The sequence below is a fragment of the Nostoc sp. genome, from assembly GCF_036917135.1.
Taxonomy (GTDB): domain Bacteria; phylum Cyanobacteriota; class Cyanobacteriia; order Cyanobacteriales; family Nostocaceae; genus Nostoc.
The window spans coordinates 70,737-93,002 of sequence record NZ_JBALEA010000071.1 but is presented as its reverse complement, the minus strand read 5'-3'; the positions used below and the strand labels follow the sequence as shown (position 1 = coordinate 93,002).

Genomic DNA, 22,266 nt, shown 5'->3' with positions numbered 1-22,266 from the left:
TTTCCGTTACCTTCTTAAAAGTAGTTGAATTGTGGTTACAAGCTGTTTAAGTTTGATGGGTTTGGTCAAATATTCGTTAGCTCCAGCTGCTAAACAAGTTTGGCGATCGCTAGGCATAGCTAACGCCGTTAGTGCAATCATAGGAATATCCACAAATTGCTGCTCATTACGGATGCGGTGCATTGCTTCCAAGCCGTCCATTCCCGGCATTTGAATGTCCATCACAATTAAGTCGGGGCGTTGAACTCTCACCAGGTCAATAGCTTGTTGTCCATTGTTTGCCAGAATGAGATCATACCCTCGACTTTCAAGATAACCGGACATGGTATCAATATTTGCTTGGTTATCTTCTACCAGCAAAATCAAAGGCTTGTCCAGAAAGACTTCTGGGACTATAAAATTTGGCGATGCGACACAGGCAGAATGTTGCAGTTTCTCTATAGTTACCTGAAGTTGAGCGCGGGTAATCGGTTTGACCAGATATTCAAAGGCTCCCTGAGCCAATCCTTTGCGACGCTCATCTACAACTGAAATGATGATTGCTGGAATATCTTTGGTTTTTGGGTTGTTCTTGAGTTGATTTAGCACATCCCAACCCGATAGGTTCGGTAGTTGTAGATCCAGAATAATCAGAGCCGGGTTAACTCGTAGTACTTCTTCTACGGCTCCTTCACCTTTGGAATAGGTAATGGGTTGCATTCCCATTTCGCAGAAGTAGCGAGTAATTTGGTCAGCCGCCACAATAGAATCTTCGATAATCAAAACTTGAGCATTTTCAGTAGGTAAACAATAGTTGGGCAATGAAGTAGTTACTTGCGTGGTTAGAACATTACCGTTGGTATGGTAGGGAATGCGGACAGTAAAACAACTTCCTTTACCAACTTCACTGCTAACTGAAACCATTCCTCCATGCAGAGTAGCAATCCGCCGTACCAGTGCCAAACCTAGACCAGTGCCACTGTACTGGCGGTTAAGGCTGCTATCAAGCTGGATAAAAGGCTGAAACAGCTTACCGATTTCTTCAGGGGCAATACCGATGCCGGTGTCAGTGACAATGAAGCAGAGGTTTAGGGAAGATGAAGAAGAATTTACCCCCCCTGCCCCCTCTGCCCCTCTGCCCCTCTGCTCCCCTACCTCCCCTGCCCCTTCCAGCTGGACTTCTAGCTTTACAGATCCCCCTTCTAGCGTGAACTTGACAGCATTGCTTAAGAGGTTGATCAGTACCTGACGCAGGCGGCGATCGTCTACTTGGATGCTGTCAATATTCTTAGAAATATGAGTACTAAGACGAATATTCTTTTTCAAAGCCATCTGTTTAACAAAGGCCACGCTACCATCACAGAGACTCCTGACTGAAACATCACTTAATTGCAGTTCCAGTTTGCCAGATTCGATTTTAGATAAGTCTAGAATGTCGTTGATTAGTTCTAATAAATGTCTGCCACTGCGTTCAATAGTGGCGATCGCTTTTAGTTGTCTTTCATTGATGGAACCAAATACACTTTCCTGCAAACCCTCTGACATTCCCAAAATGGCATTGAGAGGTGTTCGTAGTTCATGACTCATGTTTGCCAGAAATTCATCTTTGAGGCGAGTGGCGCGGGCCAGTTGCTCATTGGTCTGCCGCAGTTGGGTGTCAGCTTCTTTGCGATCGCTGATATCAGTGATCCTTACTAGATGCATCGTCCGTTCAGCTACAGTAATGGGTTTAGCTGCAATGTTTCCCCAGAAAATCCTACCCTGAAGAGTAACATATTCAATCTCTAAGCTCCATACACCTTTAGAGTGTATATTTTTGACGATCGCATCCGTTTCGCTGTCAGTGAATGGACGGTGCTGGAGTGTCTGCCCGTTTATATTGATCAATTCAGCTTTGTCAACCGCCTCAAACAGTTCTACCGCCCGCCGATTGCAATCTAAGGTGAGTAGCGTTTGCGGATCAACCAGAAAAATGGCATCGGCAGATTCGTTAAAAATTGCTTCTCGCAAATCCCTGTTGTGGATGAGTTCTTGTTCGGCTTGTTTGCGAGCTGTAATATCATAATTAACCCCAATCATCCGTACAGTTTCACCCTGCTGGTCACGCTTGATAATACCGTAGCCTTTGAGGATACGAACTTCCCCACTTGGTTTGACAATGCGAAATTCTAGATTATATTCTTTTTTGCCTTGCACAACTTGCTCGATAGTTGCCGATACATCATCGCGATCGTCTGGATGCACGTAGCTTAACCAAGCATTAAATGTTTCGGAAAAATCGCCGTTGCTCAACCCATATAGTTCGTGCATTCGGTCATCCCAAATTTGTCTTCCTTGGGCGAAATCATATTCCCAGATCCCGAATCGTCCTGATTGGAGTGCTAGGGTCAGTCTTTCTGAGAGTTGATGAAGTTGTGATTCTGCCTGTTTGCGATTGCTGATATCCGTTAGTGTACCGATATAGCCGATAACAACCCCATTGGGATTAATTTCGGGTAACACATAAGACTGAAACCAATTGATACTGCCATCTGGACGCAGATGCCTACCCTCGTTGCTAAAAAGTCGTGTTTGATCTAATCCTCTTTGATACCAAATCCTGATGATGCGATCGCGGTCTTCTGGGTGCAAAGCCTTGATCCAACCCATCCCCAATGCTGCCTGTGTTGGTCTACCCGTCATCTCACTCCAGCGATCGTTAACGTAAATACACTTACCAACGGCATCCAACTGAAAAATCGCTACAGGAGCCGCTTTTGCCAGATGTGCATAACGCAGTTCGCTGTCTCGAAGGGCTGTCTCTATTTTTTTTTGCTGGGTAATATCTTTGACAAAAACCAAAAATCCGATATTGTGTCCTTCCAGATCGTGTAGGGTTTTCACTGACAGAAATACAGGGAAGCGAGAGCCATCTTTGCGAATGTGAATCCATTCCCTTTCATAGGCGCTTCCGTCTTGAGTGACGATAGTAAAAAATTCCATACCAGATGCAATTTCCCTACCCAATTGCAGCGAGAGTTCTGCTGCCCGTTGCTTGAGTTCTTCTGGTTCGTGAAATATAGTTGGGACTTGGCCAATTACCTCATCTGCTGTGTAGCCCAACATTTTCTGAGCAGCTGCGTTGAAGGTTTGGATACCATTGAAGCTATTGTAAACGATGCCATAGCCAGTGCCATCTAAAATCGCTTGTTGCAAACTAGTGATGGCTAATAACTGGGCTTCTACGTGTTTGCGTTGGCTAATGTCAATGTTGCAACCAACTACGCGGAGTGGATTGCCGTCTTGATCCGACTCAATGACGCGACCGCAGCAAATCGCCCAAACAGTAGAACCATCTTTATGTCGATATCTCACCTCATTGTAATAAGGGATTTGATTAGAAGTTTGAAAATATTGGTGAAAGCTTTCCAGAAACCCCGGTAAATCCTCCAGAAAAATTAGACAGCGCCAATTATCTGAGGGATTAACTAACTCGTGAGCCTCATAGCCAAACATCCGCTTAAACGTTGGGCTAAAGTATCCCTGATTGTCCCGAATATTCCAGTCCCAATAACCCACCTGTGCTGCTTCCAGGATATCCTCAAGGAGCTGTAATTCAATTTGGAGCATCTGGGTATGTTGCCGTTCTGCCTCTGATAGCTTGCGTTCTGTAATATCCATCAGCACGCCCAGCATTTGCAGCAGTTGTCCACTTGCGTCGTAAACTCCCCGTCCTGTTACCGATACCCAGTGAATGCTGTTATCTTGCCAGACAACTCGATATTCCACAGCATAATCGGTTTGTGTAGCGATCGCCTGCCGAAATTCCTGCTCAACCCATTCCTGATCTTCTGGATGTACCTGATTGAGCCATTGTTCATGAGTCCAGATCACGCTACTCGGCTCAGAACCCAAATAGTGAATTGCATTCTCACTAATAAATAGTTGATTAGTGATTGGGTTACACTCCCAGTAGCCAATACCAGCAAATTTCAGGGTAAGTTTAAGTTTCTCTTCGCTGGTTTTGAGGGCTGCTTCTGTCCGTTGACGTTCTGCCAGTTCTGCCTGTGCTTGCTGATAGGCACTTCCCTGTTGAATGGCGATCGCTATTTGCACCGCCAGTTGATCTAACAAATCCAGTTCTACTGCTTCCCAGTGGCGAGATGCACTACATTGGTGAGCAATTAATAATCCCCATAATTGCTCCTTCACCAAAATAGGTACTACTAAATTGGCTTTGACTTCAAATTGTTCTAGAAGATGCAAATGGCAATTTGTTAAGCCAGCCTGATAAATATCATCGATTGCTCGTTTTTTCCCGTGGCGATAGTCATTTCCGGCTCCCTGTTGAAAACAGGTGTCTAAAATCTGCTTCCCCAAAGCCACCGTCCAACCTGGAAGCACTGACTCTGCCTCTACTGTGCCGCTCATATCTGGCTGAAATTGAAAGACAACGACTCGATCTGCTTTCAAAAACTGCCGCACTTCTGTTGCTGTGGTTAGCAGAATCTCTTCTAGTTTCAGAGACTGACGAATCCTTAAGGCGATCGCCGCAATCAGTTGTTGTTGTTCCCGACTTTGTTCTAACTGTCGGGTAAGATGCATCCGTTCAACGGCATGATGAATTGCGCCTCGAAACATTTCCGCCGTGAGTTGATCTTTAACCAGATAATCTTGGACACCACTTTTCATCGCCCGCACAGCAATGATTTCATCCCCTTGTCCTGTCAGCATAATCACAGCAGTTTCGGTATGTTTACAGCATTGCCGAAATTGCTGAATAAACTTCAGCCCATCCCCATCAGGCAACACAAAATCCAGCAAAATGATATCGGGTATCTCCTGTTGACAACATTTCAGTGCTTGGGTTGCCGTCTCAAACTCCAAAATGCGATAGGTATAGAGACTGTCCTGCTGCAAGAAGTGAGAATATGCTTGCCGATCTTTAACGCAATCATCAATCAGCAGGATTGTCAGGCAACAAGGTTGACTCATAAGTTAAAAATATCAACGCGATCGCACTTTCAAAAAATTATACCTCGACAACCATGATCCAATGGCACGCTTGTAAAGCCCAAATACTTGTCTAACCTCGTTCCCAGTCTGAAGACTGGGAATGTATTCCCAATGGGCTGCTGCTTCTCGTCAATAAATAACCCAATAATAATATAGTCTCCTGAAAAACTCCAGATTTTAAAATGGATGTAGTTGATTGCAAATAATGTCAAACTTCAATAAAAAATTAGAAATAAATTAATCATAGAAAATACTGATGTCTTTTAACAAGTTATAAGCAAAAATGTTATTTACACTTTTTTAAAATTTTTTATTCCAGGCATCTGTATATAATGTTCATTAACTCTCTCAGTGCTGATAATTTACAACTGACTATTATTCGTCATCCGCTCATTGTAAACTCTGAGATTCTCCTTCCCCATGTGATTGCACTAATCAATGAAGCACAAGCCAATTGTAATAGTTTATCAATCAAAGATACCAATTTTTTAAAAAAATCAAGTCAATACATAGATAGCATCACATCTCAAACTGCCAGTTGTGTTTTAGTTATGGAAAACTCGCAGTTGGTGGGGATAATTACGCAGCGAGATTTAATTAAGCTGACAACACAAGGAAAGAATTTAGAGGCTATCAGTGTTACGGAAGTGATGACAAGGGAGTTAATAACACTCAAGAGCCGAGATTTTAAAGATGTTTTTACTGCCTTAAATTTGCTGAGGCAGCATCGGATTTGCCATCTGCCCATTGTCGGCGAGCAAGGAGAATTAATTGGATTAGTTACTCCTACAAGTCTACTAGAAGTTTCTATTCAACAAGCCGAACTCTACAATTATACACGAGTTAAACTTGCAGAACGCCAGAAAATCGAAGCAGAACTGCGATTAGAGCGTAATTTTGTTTCTACCATTTTGAATCTAACAGACGCTCTAGTTATTGTACTAGATTATCAGGGGAAAATTCTGCGCTTTAATCATACTTGTGAACAAACTACAGGTTACCCATTTGATGAAATTAAAGGAAGATTTATTTGGGATGTGCTACTGTTACCTGAAATAACAGAATATCTCAAAGATATTTTTCAAAATTTAGCAGAGAGAGAATTTCCTCAACGTTACGAAACTTCTTTAGTTACAAATAATAGCGATTGCCGCTTAATTTCTTGGTCAAATAAGGTCTTATTTAATCGGGATAATCAAGTTGAGTATATAGTCTGTACAGGTATTGACATTACTGAAAGCCGAAAAACCCAAGAAGAACTCCAGCAGACTCGCAACTTTTTACAGTCGATGATTGATAATTTGCCTGTGGCAGTCTTTGTTAAAGATGCCAAACCAGAAAGTTTTGGGAAATTCAAACTCTGGAATCATAACTGCGAAAATATTTTTGGCATCACAGCAGAGCAGGCTATTGGCAAAACAGATTACGAATTCTTCCCAAAAGAACAAGCAGACTTTTTCCGCCAAAAAGACCTAGAAACCTTTGATAGGGGTGTACCTGAAAAAATTTCTGAAGAAAATATTGACAGCCCCAGTTTTGGCAAAAGAATTTTACACACAACTAAAATTCCCTTGTATGACAAAGATAAACAACCCGAATACCTGTTGTTTATTTTCGAGGACATTACAGAATACAAACGGGCAGAAAAAAATCTGCAACAAACAAAAGAGCAATTACAAACGGTTTTAGATGCAGTACCTGGGTTTGTTTCTTGGGTAAATTCTGATGGATATTATTTAGGGGTTAATCGCCATTTAGCTGAAAGTTTTAACTTGACTACCGATGCTTTTGTTAGTCAAGAATTGGGTTTTATGGAAAACAGCCCACAATTTACAAAATTTATGCGCGAATTTTTAGATGGGCAAGACATATCAGATTCTAGCGTTATTGATGTCCAAATAAATGGCAAAATACTCAATTACTTGCTAGTGGCTCAAAAATATCAACAAAATACAGCCGCAGTTGCAGTCGGAATTGATATTACAAAACGCAAACAAGATGAAATAGCCTTAGAAAGTTTGATAAAAGGTACAGCTTCTACCACAGGACGTGACTTTTTTCCAGCATTAGTTGAGCATATTTCTTCTACTTTAGATGTCCGTAATACTTTAGTAACTGAGTTAATTGATGGGGAAGTTCACACTTTAGGATTTTGGTCTGATGGGCAGTTACAACCCAATATTTGCTATCAACCAAAATCAACGCCATGTGAAATTTTGCTCAAGCAAGGATTTTACCATTGTAGTTCGAGAATTCAGCAACTCTTTCCTAATGCTAAAAGATTAGCTGCTATGGAAGCTGAAAGTTCTATGGGAGTTATTTTGAGTGATGATTTTGGTCAACCCATTGGCTCATTATGTATAGTAGATGACAAACCCATACCTGACCAACATAAATTTAAAGGAATTCTCAAAGTATTTGCAGCCAGAGCATCTGCTGAACTGCAACGGCAACGAGCGCAAGAAGCTCTACAAAAACTCAATCAAGATTTAGAAGTCAGGGTTAAGCAACGCACTTTAGACTTACAAAAAAGTGAGGCAGAACTTAGGGCTATTTTTCATCAGGCAGCTGTAGGAATTAAACTAGAAACTTTAGATGGTGATTTTCTAAAAGCTAATCAAAAGTTGTGTGAAATTATCGGCTACAGCCAAGAAGAAATACTGAAGAAAAATTCTCGAGATATCACACACCCAGAGGATATACAAATCCATCTAAATAAGTTGCAACAACTAATAGCAGGAGATGTAGAAACATTCTCCATAGAGAAGCGCTATTTACATAAAAATGGTGATGTAATCTGGGTAAATATAACGGTTTCTCTAATTCGAGATCCCATTGGCAAACCCATTTATGTGATTGGGGTAGTTAAAGATATACGCGAACAGCAAGCTGCGCTGCGCGAACGCAGAAAAGCTGAAGAAAATATTTGTAAAGCTTTAGAAAAAGAAAAAGAACTTGGTGAGTTGAAATCTCGTTTCATTTCTATGACCTCCCACGAGTTCCGAACTCCTTTAGCTGTGATTGCTTCTTCTGCCGGAATCTTAAAAACTTTTAGCCATAAACTGGATGAACAACAAAAGCAAAAACATCTCCAGTGTATTCAGACATACATTCAACATACTACTCAACTTTTAGATGATATTTTGCTCATTAATAAGGCAGAAGCTAGAAAATTAGTATTTGAACCAACTTGTATTAATTTAGTTGATTTCTGTTGCTCTTTGGTAGAGGAAATTGAACTCAGTTCTCCCAACCATACCCTAGCTTTTTGCCCCCAATATTTTGGTAATTCATCAACAAATGATCACTTTGTGGCTTGTATTGACAAAAAACTTTTGCGACAAATACTGAGCAATTTGCTTTCAAACGCTGTCAAATACTCACCAGATAGTAGTAATGTTGAAATTGATTTATTAGTTCAAGATAAAAGTGTAGTTTTTCTAATTAAAGATGAAGGTATTGGTGTTTTACCAGAAGAACAACAGAACTTATTTGAACCATTCTATCGAGCTAGTAATGTTGGCAATACGCCAGGAACTGGATTAGGCTTGGCAATAGTTAGCAATTGTATAGACCTTCATGGAGGAAGAATTACCTTCGCTAGCCAGGTGGGAGTAGGTACGACATTTAGGGTGGAACTGCCACTAATTATCAGTAGTGTCCTCCATGAAAAATATCTAATGTGTTATTAGTAAATAATTTGAGGGAATAATAAAGTACGGGATATTATTTCCCAAATCGTCAAGTTAGAGAATCTATTCTGACATTTTAAACATCAATATGGTAACGTGGACTCAAAGAATTTAAATAAAACCCAGATCGGTGGGTAAAGTCTTGTATAGCCGCATGGCGTGCCGGAGGCATCATTCCATTGCCAGGGCAAGCGTATTTTTACAAAAGTCAGATGCTCCCTTGCAAATATTGCTAACCGCAGAAAATACAAAAATTCCATTTGCTGAACTATAGTAAATAGTAGATTATTCTACAATAATTATCCGGCAAACTTCAGTGTTTATACTTAAGACATCCATGTGAAGCTGCGGTATTATTGAAAGTTAATTTTTCTTGTTGAACAAGATAATCTGGCGTTGCTGATTGCGGTATGAAAAATAATTTTGCGTTATTTCAAAATCCTTGTAGAGACGTTGCATTGCAACGTCTCTACATCCAAATTCATACCTCGATTCAGCAACACCGATAATCTTTAGATGGATGCTATCTCATCCTAGACCAATCAAACTGATATTGTTATTTTTACTAATGGCAGATGAACACAATTTTAATCATAGAAGACGAACCCCAAGTTAGGGGAAACATTCAGGAAATTCTACAACTTTCTGATTTTGAAACTTTAATAGCTCCAAACGGTAAGATTGGATTAGAAATTGCTAAAGCCAGATTACCAGATTTAATTATCTGTGACATTATGATGCCTGAATTAGACGGTTATAGTGTGCTGTCTGCTCTGCGTAAAAATGAGTCAACTATGAATATTCCTTTAATATTTGTTACTGCTAAAGCAGATCGTTCTGATTTTCGTCAGGGGATGGATTTTGGGGCTGATGATTATTTGACTAAACCATTTACTACTGAAGAACTACTCAACGCAATCGCTTCTCGTCTTAATAAACACGCTTTGGTTCAGCGCCAAACTCAAGCGAAACTAGACGAACTCAGTATGAATATTGCTCACTCATTACCTCATGAACTGAATACTCCTTTAAATGGTATTATCGGTATGTCGCAGTTATTAATAGAAAATTGTGATATTACATCTGGCTCTGAAGGAGTCGAGATTGCAGAATTAATTTACACATCTGCCAATCGTTTGAATGGATTAATTAAAAGATTTTTATCATATACTAATCTGGAATTGATAGCCAAAAATCCCGAAAAAATCCGTCAACTCCAAGAACAAAGAGATAGTTGTCTGGCTGAGAGAATTATTAGTGAAGTCGCTCTTAAAAAAGCGACAGAAAACTGTAGACAAAAAGATTTAAAGTTAGATATCCAAGAATCTAGAGTACAAATATCAGAAGAAAATTTGAGTATTCTTGTTGAAGAATTACTTGAGAATTGTTTGAAATTTTCTTTACCAAGCAGTGAAGTTAAAGTTATGAGTAAGGTAGAAGGTAGTAAGTTTAATTTATATGTAATTGATCATGGCAAAGGGATGACAATTGAAGAGATTGATAAAATTGGAGCTTTTGTACAATTTAATCGAAAGTTATGGGAGCAACAAGGCTCTGGTTTAGGGCTGGCTATTGTTCAGCATATAGTAAAATTATCTGGTGGTGAATTTACAATCGATAGCATTCCTGAAAAGGGAACTATTGTCAGTGTTAATTTGCCTTGCTAGGGGATGTTTTATAAGAAGAATTCAGAACTTAGGAGTCAGAATTCAGAATTGAAGTCCGACTGGATAATGAAAAACTCCATCCCCTTGTGGGTGGGGTTTTTGGGCGTGGGGAATGAGGTATGGGGAAAAATCAGGCGCACTGGTTTGGGATACCGCATGGCTTGGGCTTGACAATCGTTGTACGGAGTAGCCCAAAAATAGCGATCGCTCAAAGGGCTGGTTTGACCTGAAATTAGGTGGAGAGGCAGACGACAAAATCGAGAGAGTATATTGGTCTGGGTGGGTGAGAGCGATCGCGCACAGAAAAAACATAGTAAATTAAGTAACAATACCTTTGCCAACCAGACTATGAGTAGCTATCCAGATTTTTCCCCACAAGGCTATCAAGTCATAACAGAACTAGGACGAAATCGAGAAGGTGGAAGAATTACGTGGTTAGTATCAGACCTAAATACAGGTCAACAGGTAGTATTAAAACAGTTTTGCTTTGCAATCGTCGGTTCTAATTGGTCGGCTTATAATGCCCTACAGGGACTCAATCATCCTGGTATTCCCCGCTATTTGGGTGCGTTTGAAATATCTGATGGCTTTTGTTTGATTCAGGAATACAAAAACGCCCCAACTCTGGCAGTCCAGCGCAGCTTTACCCCAGAGTCAATTAAGCAAATAGCGATTAAAGCACTCTCGATTTTGGTTTATTTGCAAAATTGCAATCCTCCCGTTATTCATCAGGATATAAAACCAGAAAATATTTTGGTGGATGACCAACTCAATGTCTATCTAATTGACTTTGGCATGAGCCGCATTGCCACGGGTGTTGTATCTGGAAGCAGTGTATTTAAAGGCACTCTTGGTTTTATGCCACCTGAGCAAATGAGTCAGCCAACGTTAGCTTCTGACCTTTATGGTTTGGGTGCAACGCTGATTTGTCTCCTCACAGACACTCCTTCAACAGCGATTATTGACTTAACCGATAATGATGACCCTTATCTCATCAACTTCCGTCATTTATTACCCCGGTTAAGTCTGCGCTTTCTGAACTGGCTGGAGTTAATGGTAAAACCTGAACTCGAAGAGCGTTTTGACGATGCACAAACTGCTCTAGAAGCTTTGACACCACTTGATGTTATTCGCGTGCCGGGAGTTGAGTTGAGTGAATCAGTAGTGAAGTTCACAGCAACTCGATTGGGCGAAAAGCTGAGGCAAACTGTCACTGTGGAAAACCCAGTACCTGATACAGTACTCTCCGGGAGATGGGAAGTCGCGCCTAACCCTCAAGATCCACCACATACCCCAGACTCCCATCCTTGGATTAGAGTTGAACCAGCTTTGTTTCGCCAAAATAATCCTGTGTGTCTGATTCTAGTAGATACTAGCAACTTGATGGCAGACAAACTTTATGAACGTCAGTTACTTCTGCATACAAACGTATATCCAGAAACTTACCCAATAACAGTGAGAGTTCAGACGGCTCCTCTGGCGATTGAGAGGCGAAAAGTGCCTTATGGTGGGCTTTTGAGTGTGTTGTTAGTTGCTGCGATCATATCTTGGTTTACATCTTTCTCTATAGCTAAGGCTGGGGCTGTGGCTGTGGCTGTGGTTGGGGCTGGGGCTGTGGCTGGGGCTGTGGCTGGGGCTGTGGCTGGGGTTGGGGCTGTGGCTGGGGCTGGGGCTGGGGCTGGGGCTGGGGTTGTGGCTGGGGTTGTGGCTGGGGTTGGGGCTGTAGCTGTGGCTGGGACTGTGGCTGTGGCTGGGGATTGGTTTGGGGCTTGGTTTGGGGATTGGTTTGGGATTTGGGCTGTGGTTGGGGCTGTGGTTGGGGCTGTGGTTGGGGCTGTGGCTGTGGCTGTGGCTGGGGTTGTGGCTGGGTTTCGGGCTGGGGCTGGGGCTGGGGTTGGGGCTTGGGCTGGGGCTTTGGCTGGGGTTGGGGCTGGGGCTGTGGCTGTGGTTGTTTCTGGGGCTTGGGCTGGGGCTTGGGCTTGGGCTTGGGCTGTGGCTGGGGTTGTGACTGGGGCTGTAGCTGGGGCTGGGGCTGGGAAGGATATGTCTACTAATGTATTGTTAACACTCACCGCAGGGTTAGGAACGAGCTTCGGAATTGGTTGTATAGTCGGACTTCTCAATCCCTATGTCCTATTAGCGATCGCTCTAACCGGATTACCTTTAGCAACAATGTTGCTTTATCCACCCCTCAAGCGACGCAAGTTAGTTGCCAAATATCGGCGGTCAATATAAAACATTCACATACTCACAGTTATAACGTGTCGCGGAAGTCCCCACCTTCAATTTATTTGAGAGAGCCACCACTCACCCGGAAAGGGGAGTGTGTGGAGTATGTCACAGTATGTCACAAGTCCCTCAAATCGCCCCATTAAAGTTCAATTAGCTGGAAGCCCCAAGGTTTGAGAGCTGCTAGAGCTAGTTCTGGATCTACACCTTCATAAGCCTCCCATTCGGATGGATGCTCTTTAGGATGTCCGTCGCCAACATTACCTGCAACTTTGATGATCGGACAATTGGCGATGCGATCGCGCTCCAGCCCTTTGGGAATTGCTAGTTGGATTTTGTGACCGACAAACTTCGCTGTACTTTCATTAGCTACAGATTCACGGATTAAACAAATATCACCAGCAGTCCCCCAAGTAGTTTGGTAGATGTGGAGGAACGATATATAGGTTGCTGGTTTGATGGATCTTTTTAGAACATGCATTATCTGTAATCCTTACACTATGAATCAAAAATCATATAAGTATTTTCTATCACGTTCGCAGGAAAGAAGAATGTTTTTAACTCACTTTTTGCACCAATTCCAGGCGATGATAAGTCGCCTGGTGGAATATGTGAGGCTCAAAACACGATAATTGCCCACATACTAACGCCCAACCCAATATGGTTCGTTGAGCCTTTGAACTCGGAACACCGAGCTTCTCACTCGAACGTTGAGCCTTTGAACTCGGAACACCGAGCTTCTTACTCGAACGTAGAGCCTCTGAATTTGGAAGTTCAACCTTTTTGCTCGGATGTTGGAGTTCTGAGGTCGAAGTTTTGGGTTTTGAAATGTAACTGTCGAGTTCTGAGTGTAAAACTTGAGGGTTTGAGGTTGGATGATGGGGATTGGAAGGCGATCGCTCCTAAATCATCTCATACTCGGCAATTTCGCATCAAAGCTGTATAGCCTGCTTGTACAAAATGTCAGTCATAGGCAAGCGCCTCAGCAATAATTTGCATAACTCTGTAAGACTATTATATTTTCAATAGACTCCAAGATAATCTCATTAATCCCTGCTTGTTGACAAAGATTTTAGCGTAGGCGTAGCCCGTCGTAGACATCGCCTTGAGGCTTAGAAAATAAATCAAACGATAAATGCTGATTTTTTCGTTGATTCTTAACCTTGGTGGTGAGAAAGTATAATTTAGATGCGTTCGCCCTGAGTAGAGAAGGCACTTGTTCCGCGACACCCTTTGCTCAAAATGAATTATTCTTCAAGTTCAGCGATCGCTCATCAAACACCAGGGCTTGTAGAACAGGGTAATCCCACTTTGTTGTTAGTTGAAAATTCAGTTTCGGGTGTAGAAACCAAAGCTGTTAATGAGGGTGTTCGCGCAGCGTCTCGTAGAGAAGGTTCCGCCGCACCTGTTACCAGCGCTGAAAAGTGGTCACAGGAGGCGATTGTAGCGCGGTCAAATGTAGGACCAGAACGTATGCAGAAACTCAAGGTTGCAGCGAATTCGGGGCAGAATCCGGGGTTTGACTTTTTGCTCTCGTGTTGGAAGGGAGCAACGCGAAAAAGTGAGATCGGGGTTTAATTCTCAGTTATATGGTTAGATTCTCAATAAAAACAGATGTTTCGCTGCGATCGCACTATTAAACAGGTGATTTATCCCCCTAATTTTTAGCACCTCTCCCAGCGCACGCGCAAGGGAGAGGCAAAGAAGCACATAAAGTCCTATTTACTGTCCGTTCGTTTATTCTGTAACTAGTTGCTTACGTTTACGAAGAGACGCGATACCGAAAGCACCTAAGCCTAAGATACCAATCAGGGATGTGGGTTCAGGAACAGCTTGAGTAACTACGTCAAATTTGAAATTAGGGCCAATCCTACCGTTACCTGCTGTCAGGGTTGAAGGAAAACTAAAGCCTTGGGATGAACCATTTCTGGCGCTACCGGTGAGAGTAATTTCTGGAGCCGTATTTACAAATCCGGGAACAGTGTAAATATCACTAAATGGACTAGTTATTGCTGCACCAATAACGTATGACATTCCAGCAAGAAGATTGACTGACATTATATCCTGGTAACGAAAGCTTCCAGTTAGTGGACTGGTGGTTTGAACAGTTGTTGAAGCTAGTAAATTCCCGTCCGATGTCCACAAACCAACTAAGTGGGATTGTGATAGAGGATTCGCAAGAGTTTGATCGTAAAAACCTAATGCAGTAACCGAGAGGTTGTCATTAGCAGTAAATGACCAACCAATTGTTTGATTTGTACCATTAAAAGCTGGGAAGTTAGATCCACCAGCGAAACTCTGTATCGCTTCAGATGCATATACAGATGGTGCAGAAACTAAAGCTGTTGTCAGGATGAAAGGAGAAGCTATTGATAACTTTTTTAGTACATTTACGATTGTCACGATCTTATTTCTCCGATAAACTTTAACATTCGAGACTCTCTACAGCAATATAACTTTTTATACTAAAAATACCAACAACTTGCAGCAAAATCACGCAAAATTTAAATAAGGGCTAGTTTATTTAGCGTAAGCCATTAGCATTGGATTTTAGATGCTGAGGAGTACCTTAATTCAAAACCTCACAAGATGTCAAATGGGTTCTATATAGCTCAAAACACGATAATTGCCCACATACTAACGCCCAAAGCGATCGCTACTAAATGCTGCCAAAGGAGTGATAGCACTGGTTGCTTGGCAATTTTTTGCGTTAATAACATAGTCAACAACACGGAGAAAATTATGGTCGTACCCTGCAAAAAAGCAATCACAGCCGGGTGAGCAACCAATATTGGCAACTGTTCACCATTCAGACCAAGGGTAGCAAAGGTAACAGGTAAAATCCGCCCACCTTCACCTAAACCTAAACGTAGATAGTGAGCCAAGTTTCCTCCCAACACCAATGGAAGGTAGCCATAAGCAAGCTCTACAAATGATCGAGTCTTAATCCAATTTGGGATTTTTGATTTTTGACTTCGGCTCCTTTCGACTCCGCTCAAGGCAAGCCGCTCAGTCGAACGATTTTTGATTTTTGATTTGGCTGCTTCGACATAGTTGGCTAACCAGTAAGACCCTTGTATTACTTTGTAGGATGCGAAGGTAAAAGCGGCTGGGATAATTAACACTAGCAGCGATAATCCCAAGTGCTGCCAAAACTGCGTTAAATCCAGTTGTAACCCCAAGAGAGATAACAACTCTGGCAAGCGATGCAGATATATCCCACCCAATAGCAAAAACAATAATGCTACTTCATAGCTGCGGGGTACATGAGTTGTCCACAGTTCAATACCAGGGGGACGTAAGTTGAACTCGACGGAACGATGGGGACAAGCTTTGAGGCAAGTCATGCACAGTACGCAATCTCTGTTATCTTCTAACTGTGCGGGGTGCGAGTATAAAGGACATCCATTGGTTTCCATCCCCTCGCCCTTTTGCGGTCCACCTTTATAACACTGATAAGTGGTGCAACTGGCAGAACATATCCCTTGCTGGGCGCGGAGTTCCGTCATTGAGAGTTTGGCAAATAAACCATTCATTCCCCCAATTGGGCAGAGATAACGACACCAAAACCGCCGCTCAAAAAGGGCAGAGAAAATCATCGCCCCGGCGGTAATTAATAGCAGCAAACAAGCGCTGAGGTAGGCAGTATTTTCTAAATGCCAGAGTTCTTCCCATAAGAAAATTAGGGAGAATAAACCAAACATGAACCATCCGCCCCATTTTTCAGCTTGTTCTCTAGGCCAGCGCTTGAGTTTTCGAGGCCACAGCCAGAGGGAGAGCTTTTGGGTAATTTCCCCGTAAATCATGAATGGACAAACAGAACACCAGACACGACCCAAAAAGGGAAAGAGAAATAAGAAGAAAGGCCACCACCAAGCCCAAAATAGATTTAATACGAAATTGCGATCGCGGGTTTGCGGCCCAATAAATAATATTGCAATGATGATGGGAAAAGCCGTGGCAGTCAAACCATAGTTAATGCGATCGGGCCACCAGGGGCTACGTAAAAACCGCCGTAAAGGAGGATAGGCATTTAATAAATTCAACCGAAATCGTTTTTTCTTGGTTTCGGCTGGCCAGAAAATTTCTTCTGTTAATTCATTGGCACCCTCAGCTTGCACGATCGCTCTTTCTACCAGATTTTTCAATTCCTTGAGGTTCCCAGGAAAATCATAAGACTGGAGACGACGCAAAGCTTCTGGGGTGATGTGCGGTTTAGAAACGCCTCTAGATCGAGTGTAGAGACTAGTGTAATATTCAACTTGTGTCTGAATATCGGCTTTCCGCACCCGTAGCGGTGGTACTTTAATAATGTGACCAACAGAACGTTCAATTGTCGGCTGAGTTTTTTCGGAAACAATCAGAATTCTGGCTTGACTGGGACGAGGTTGGGCGGGTGGCTCTCCAGAACGACTGACGGGGGTATATGTGCCAGCTTTGAGCAACTGCGTCACCGGAGATAATAATTCTTCGGGCAATTCTTGGATGTTGTTGAGAACTAGAGTACCTTCTCCCAACCATTCCAATAGTCCTGGTTTGCCGCCAGCGCGACCAAATAAGTCTGCACCGCTAGTTTGGAGAATACCACAATTTACTTTAATAATTGGTTCTCGCCGTTTTGAAGAGCCAAAGTGGATCAGGGCTGCTATATTGTCTTTTTCTAAACCTGGTTCTCCGAAAATATCCACTGATTTGCGATCGGCCGCCGCTTCTCGAATTTGCTCTCGCAGCCGCACAGCATAGCGACTTGTACCGACAATTCCCCGTTGCGCCTTGGTAACTAAATATGGTCGTAAAGCTACGGAACGTTCTTGTTCATAGCCAAGTGCAGATGTTACCTGAGCTAATTCTTGAACCAATTGGCGGGAAAAAGCCTGAGAAATTTCGGGGTATTGGGTGACTAAAGCACGTAATTTAGCAGCAGGTACAACCCACAAATGACATTCTGTTACTGTAGTAATTGTGAATGGAGTTAATTCTTCCAACAGCAATTCTTTAAGGTGAATCACTGCTCCGGGGAGGAATCCACAAGCTAAGGCTGGGTTGCTTTCATTGCTGCTATTGCTTTCGAGTTGACCTTCTTGGAGAATATAAAGGGCTTCTGGAGCAGTGCCTTCCCTAACTAAGTCAGTTTCGGCTGGTACCACTTGTTCTTCAATTACTTGGGCGATCGCATTTAACACTTCAGGTGAGAGAATTCCTAAAGTCGTGCGTTCTTGTAGCCATATAACCGTTTCTGGAGATGTCATATTAATTTCTCCGTGCAGGCTGCTGTATAACCAGAATTATCCCTGAAAGCTGGATCAAGAATTCAAAATTCTGAATTCGGAATTCTGAATGAGCAAGAGGAAGTCATAGAACCCCGACTTTTTTAAAAAGTCGGGGTTCTGAACCTCTACTTGTGAAGTAAACTATCAATAGCTTTATTCTCAAGTTTCGTTTCTGCCCAAGCAGGTTGAATTACCAGGTTGCTAATAATTTCTACTACACTTGCTGCTAGCCATAGTATAGATAGATATTGGGCTGCCAACTTTTCATACGTGTCCCTGTTGGGCATAACCCACTAAATTGGCAATCTGAGTCACAGTTAACTTACAGAGAGTGCGTTAGCGAAGCTTACCGCAGGTAATGACTCTATCGATTCGTCCTGACATAAATTCTGCTGTTCAATCCTACCTAACTAGTTGCAAATCATCTTTCTGCTTACGTTTGCGATACCACCACATGATAAAGCCAGTGATGAATAGAATTAACGGAGCCAGACCAACGAAGACATAGAGAATGCGAGTGAGTAAGCCGCCAAAGATGCCGTAGTGTAGTGGCTCGAAGGAATTAAGAATTTTGTCGCCTAAGGATGCCTTTAACGAATTATCAACTCGTAAAACCTGACCACTGTACTGATCCAGATAGACATTGCTCTTACCGTATTCCTCCCGCTCTTGGGGCAGCTTCAGCCGCAATCGCAAGGGAGCTTTGGGGTCTGTCGTTAAGTCAATGCTCCGCAATGCTCCGTCAGGCAGGGCAAGTTGAGCCGTTTTCACCTGTTGGCTGAGGGGTAAAGGAGGTTGACCTGCGATCGCTACAGAGATAAGCTCAGGCAGCGATGGACTGAAGGTGATGGCACGAATCACAGGGTCAACATAGCCCAAATTCCAAGCAAATCCAGTGAAAAATGTCAACAGTAAAAATATGGCGGTAGTAATACCAGATACCTTGTGTAGATCGAAGTTAAGGCGCTTGGGGTGGGCATTCCACTTTATTTTGAAGCCGGAAATCAGGTTTCGCCAACCGGGCCACAAGATAATTCCCGTGATTACAACAATGGACATCACTAAACCGACGATGCCCAGAATCTGTAAACCTAGATTGCCCAATTTCAACGAGGTATGGAGTTCATAAACAATCTGGATAAAGTGCTGTACGGCATTAGGATGTAGGCTGTCGCCCAGAATTGACCCCGTGTAGGGGTTGACGTAGACTTCTACCCAATCGTTACTTGGAATTGAGATGACGACATTAAAGAGATCATCTGGTTTAGTTGGCAAATAAACCCTTTGCAATGCCATTTCTGACTGCTTGACATAGGCAGCTTTGACAATATCCAGGATAACTTCCAACGATAAGCGTTCCCATTTTGGGTTGCCGTAGGCATCGCCTTTGGGTAGGATAGTGCCAAACTGTTGATGCAGTTGAAACTCGTTAATTTCGCGCTGGAAAACGATCAGGCTGCCAGTTAAGCCAACTAGGATGGCAATCAGTCCCACAGCTAAACCAATATAACGATGCAGGGTCAATACGAAGTTACGTAGTTTTTTATTACTCAAGGTAGACGCTCCTTTGCACGATGTTAGGCTTAATTACCCCCCTCAATCCCCCCCTTAGAAAGTGGGGAAGAAGAATCATGTTCCCTCCCCTTTATAAGAGCAGGGTTAGGGTGGGGTAACTTCTTTGCAAGGGGAGAAAACAAGGGGGGTCAAAACTCAAAAGAAATTGTCCCCTGTACGGTAAATGGTGCTTGGGGGAAGGTGAGGTAGTCGTTTGATTCGTAATATTTGACATTGAAAATGTTCTTAAAATTGAGCGCCGCCCGCCAGTTATTGCGTTTGTAGGAGACAGAAGCATCGGTTCTGACATAGGAAGGAAGGATGAATTGCTCATTGATATTGGCAACGCGATCGCCTACAAAAAACAACCCCGCACCAAACTGTAATCCTTGCAAGTTACCCTTTTGAAATTCATAAGTTGTCCAGAAACTCGCACCATGATAGGGTGCATTTGTCAAATGCTTACCTTGGAGTGTCTGGTCATTATCTTTGCTGACATAGGCATCATTGAGAAAACCAGAGGCAATCACCTTCCAACCTGATAAAATTTGTCCTGCTACATCCAGTTCAATCCCTCGACTTTTTACTTCTCCTAGCGCGATCGAGTATTGATCGTCGATAGGGTCTGTAGTGGCGACATTTGTTTTAGCGATATCATAAGCTGCAAGGGTTGCTGAAAGTCGTTTATCAAATAGTTCAGCTTTGATGCCAACTTCGTACTGAGTCCCCCGTGAAGGCTCTAGTAACTCCTTATCTCTTCCTCTGCTGCCATCAGTATTGAAGGATCTACTGTAGCTGACGTACAGCGAGATCGGTTCGATGGGTTGATAAACTATGCCTAGACGCGGGGAAAAGGCTTCATAGTAATATCCAGACTGGCTCGATTCGCTACCGAATACTGATGTGTCAAAATTTTCACTGCTTGAGTCAATAAAATCATATCTGCCACCTACAAGCAATTTCAGATTGGGTAGCAATGTCACCTGGTCTTGCAGGTAAATTCCTGTAGTGGCGGTTGTGGTGTTACCTTTGCCGTATGTAAGATCGGGCAGTGGAACGTCATACCTTGGCTGAAAAATATCTATTGAAGGAAAATCAACATTATAGCTGTTGTTATAATCAAAGACATTCCGGTTCCAGTCTATACCTAAAAGCAGTTGATGAGCGATCGCACCCGTGTTGAATTTACCAATCAAGTTGGTTTGCAGGGTGAAGATTTGTCTATAATTTGGACCATCACCAAACTGTCCTCGCGGCAGGGTTCGACCATCATCTAAAAGAGGATCGCCAACTTGGGTAACTTTTTCACTATTTTCATCAAATTGTGCAGAAAATCTCGTCTTCGACTGCCAATTTTCATTAAATTGATGATTTAGTGTTAGCTCAACACGATGGCTTTCAGTATTAAAAAAATCATCTGGTTGATTTAAAAGGCGATTTATAGGCAACGTTAAAAAGATCGATTCTGGACTAGTCCCCCTGTCAAACCCTTGTTTAGAATTGAGATATTCATAGGCGAGGTCTAGGGTTGTGACATCACTAATCTTGTAGGTGATAACCGGAGAAATATAGAGGATATCGTTTTCAATGTAATCCCGATAGCTGCCGGAATTTTCGTATGAAACATTCAAACGATACAACAACTTTTTATCAGTCGTCAGTGGTCCCGACAGGTCGATTGCGGGATTGTAGAAATCGAAGCTTCCAGCCGTGAAACTAGCAGAGTAATAGGGGGTGCTTAGAGGTTTTTTTGTTACATAATTCACCAACCCACCAGGCTCCAACTGACCATATAGCACTGAAGCGGGGCCTTTTAGCACCTCCACCTGTTCGATGTTGGCACCATTGGCAGGAAGTAAACCAGTAAACCCATCTACTGAGGTACCGCTAGAAAAACCGCGAAGCCTAACATCACCGAAAGTATTGCCATAGCCTGCCCCTATATTAGCACCAGAGACATTACGAACCGCATCGGTAATCCGTGTGATTCCCTGATCCTTGATTACCTGTTGGGGAATCACCTGAATTGACTGAGGAATATCACGTAAAGGTGTATCAGTCCTAGTTGCAGTTGATGCTTCTGGTACACTATATCCATCTTGCTCACCAGTCACCACTAACTCAATCGGTTCATCACCTGATTGAGTTGGCTGTGTTTGTTGTGCTTCTTCCTCTCCCCTTGGTAAGGGGAGGGGTGCCGTAGGCGGGGTGGGGTTTTGCGCTGAGGATGCAGCACTCGCCACAGAGAAAATCAAACCCTCATCTGGACTATCAAACAATTCGACAGTTGGTACACCTATTTCCCCTGTCACACTCACTCGGATAGTCTGAGCATCAAAGTTTGTTACCGTTATTTCACCAACCCCTGCAATTGGTTTTTCCGAGCGAAATGTAAAAGCATCCCCGTTGGGTAAACGCAGTTGAGCATTGGGAATATCAGCAATAAAGTTATTGCCAGAACTCCTATTGACTATTTGCAATTGTTGCCCTTTATCACTCTGTAAAATCACCTCCACACCCTTAGCGGTGGGATTTGCCTTCACTGAGGTAACTTGTATAACCTCACCCACCTGGCTTTGCCCTGGCGGGTTCTGTTGTTCTATCTGAGCTAACCATTCTTTGACTGTTCTTGCGGAACCGTCTAGTTCCTGCACACGAGGAATTTCACTCTCTTCCTTTGCCTGTCCAGGTTCCATAACCATAGAAAGAAAAAAACAGGAAATAAACAGCGATCGCCACAGTTTCATCACTCCACATACCCAATCATATTTCTCAAAACAGAACCACTACTTGAGAATTATTTTTATCTAACTCTCTTTATTGAGAATACGGGAAATTGTGCGATCGCATATAGACTGAAACCGGATTTTTTTTATCGGA

The 22,266-nt window shown here is 42.7% G+C and carries 12 protein-coding genes; 4 read left to right on the top strand and 8 right to left on the bottom strand.

From position 1 onward, the window contains the following. Positions 1 to 6: 6 nt before the first annotated feature. Positions 7 to 4,953: a PAS domain-containing protein gene (locus V7K50_RS21890; protein WP_334963674.1), complete on the bottom strand. Its 4,947-nt coding sequence runs from the start codon at positions 4,951 to 4,953 to the stop codon at positions 7 to 9. A 353-nt stretch (positions 4,954 to 5,306) separates the two neighbouring features. Here V7K50_RS21890 and V7K50_RS21885 point away from each other — a divergent pair, with 353 nt between their 5' ends. Both V7K50_RS21885 and V7K50_RS21880 read left to right on the top strand, forming a co-directional pair. After that, positions 5,307 to 8,666 (top strand): PAS domain S-box protein, encoded by a 3,360-nt coding sequence (locus tag V7K50_RS21885; RefSeq protein WP_334963672.1) that lies wholly within the window; start codon positions 5,307 to 5,309, stop codon positions 8,664 to 8,666. Between the two features lie 575 nt (positions 8,667 to 9,241). After that, a complete protein-coding gene (locus V7K50_RS21880) occupies positions 9,242 to 10,333 on the top strand; it encodes a hybrid sensor histidine kinase/response regulator (RefSeq protein WP_334963670.1) in 1,092 nt (363 codons plus the stop codon). A 42-nt stretch (positions 10,334 to 10,375) separates the two neighbouring features. On the opposite strand, the gene V7K50_RS21875 is transcribed toward V7K50_RS21880, so the two are convergent. Then, a complete protein-coding gene (locus tag V7K50_RS21875; protein WP_334963668.1) occupies positions 10,376 to 10,645 on the bottom strand; it encodes a hypothetical protein in 270 nt (89 codons plus the stop codon). 36 nt (positions 10,646 to 10,681) lie between these two features. Between V7K50_RS21875 and V7K50_RS21870 the strand changes: the two genes are divergently transcribed. After that, positions 10,682 to 12,568 carry a serine/threonine protein kinase gene (locus V7K50_RS21870; protein WP_334963666.1) on the top strand — a complete coding sequence of 629 codons (1,887 nt, stop codon included), beginning with the start codon at positions 10,682 to 10,684 and terminating at the stop codon, positions 12,566 to 12,568. A 136-nt stretch (positions 12,569 to 12,704) separates the two neighbouring features. Here V7K50_RS21870 and V7K50_RS21865 read toward each other — a convergent pair whose 3' ends face one another. Continuing rightward, a complete protein-coding gene (locus V7K50_RS21865) occupies positions 12,705 to 13,043 on the bottom strand; it encodes a hypothetical protein (protein WP_334803628.1) in 339 nt (112 codons plus the stop codon). Between the two features lie 761 nt (positions 13,044 to 13,804). On the opposite strand from V7K50_RS21865, the gene V7K50_RS21860 reads away from it, so the two are divergent. Further along, a complete protein-coding gene (locus V7K50_RS21860) occupies positions 13,805 to 14,140 on the top strand; it encodes a hypothetical protein (protein ID WP_334963664.1) in 336 nt (111 codons plus the stop codon). Between the two features lie 159 nt (positions 14,141 to 14,299). On the opposite strand, the gene V7K50_RS21855 is transcribed toward V7K50_RS21860, so the two are convergent. The 5 genes from V7K50_RS21855 to V7K50_RS21835 form a co-directional block, all read right to left on the bottom strand. Next, positions 14,300 to 14,965 (bottom strand): DUF4082 domain-containing protein, encoded by a 666-nt coding sequence (locus V7K50_RS21855; RefSeq protein WP_334963662.1) that lies wholly within the window; start codon positions 14,963 to 14,965, stop codon positions 14,300 to 14,302. A gap of 209 nt (positions 14,966 to 15,174) precedes the next feature. Continuing rightward, positions 15,175 to 17,811, bottom strand: coding sequence for a 4Fe-4S binding protein (locus V7K50_RS21850; protein ID WP_334963660.1), 2,637 nt, complete (start codon positions 17,809 to 17,811; stop codon positions 15,175 to 15,177). A gap of 146 nt (positions 17,812 to 17,957) precedes the next feature. After that, positions 17,958 to 18,119, bottom strand: a complete 162-nt coding sequence (locus V7K50_RS21845) for a hypothetical protein (RefSeq protein ID WP_334963658.1) — start codon at positions 18,117 to 18,119, stop codon at positions 17,958 to 17,960. A 115-nt stretch (positions 18,120 to 18,234) separates the two neighbouring features. Further along, the gene (locus tag V7K50_RS21840; RefSeq protein WP_334963656.1) at positions 18,235 to 19,386 is read right to left on the bottom strand and encodes a PepSY-associated TM helix domain-containing protein; all 1,152 of its coding nucleotides are present in this window, start codon (positions 19,384 to 19,386) and stop codon (positions 18,235 to 18,237) included. 149 nt (positions 19,387 to 19,535) lie between these two features. Then, positions 19,536 to 22,133 carry a TonB-dependent siderophore receptor gene (locus V7K50_RS21835; RefSeq protein WP_334963821.1) on the bottom strand — a complete coding sequence of 866 codons (2,598 nt, stop codon included), beginning with the start codon at positions 22,131 to 22,133 and terminating at the stop codon, positions 19,536 to 19,538. Between the last annotated feature and the right edge of the window lie 133 nt (positions 22,134 to 22,266).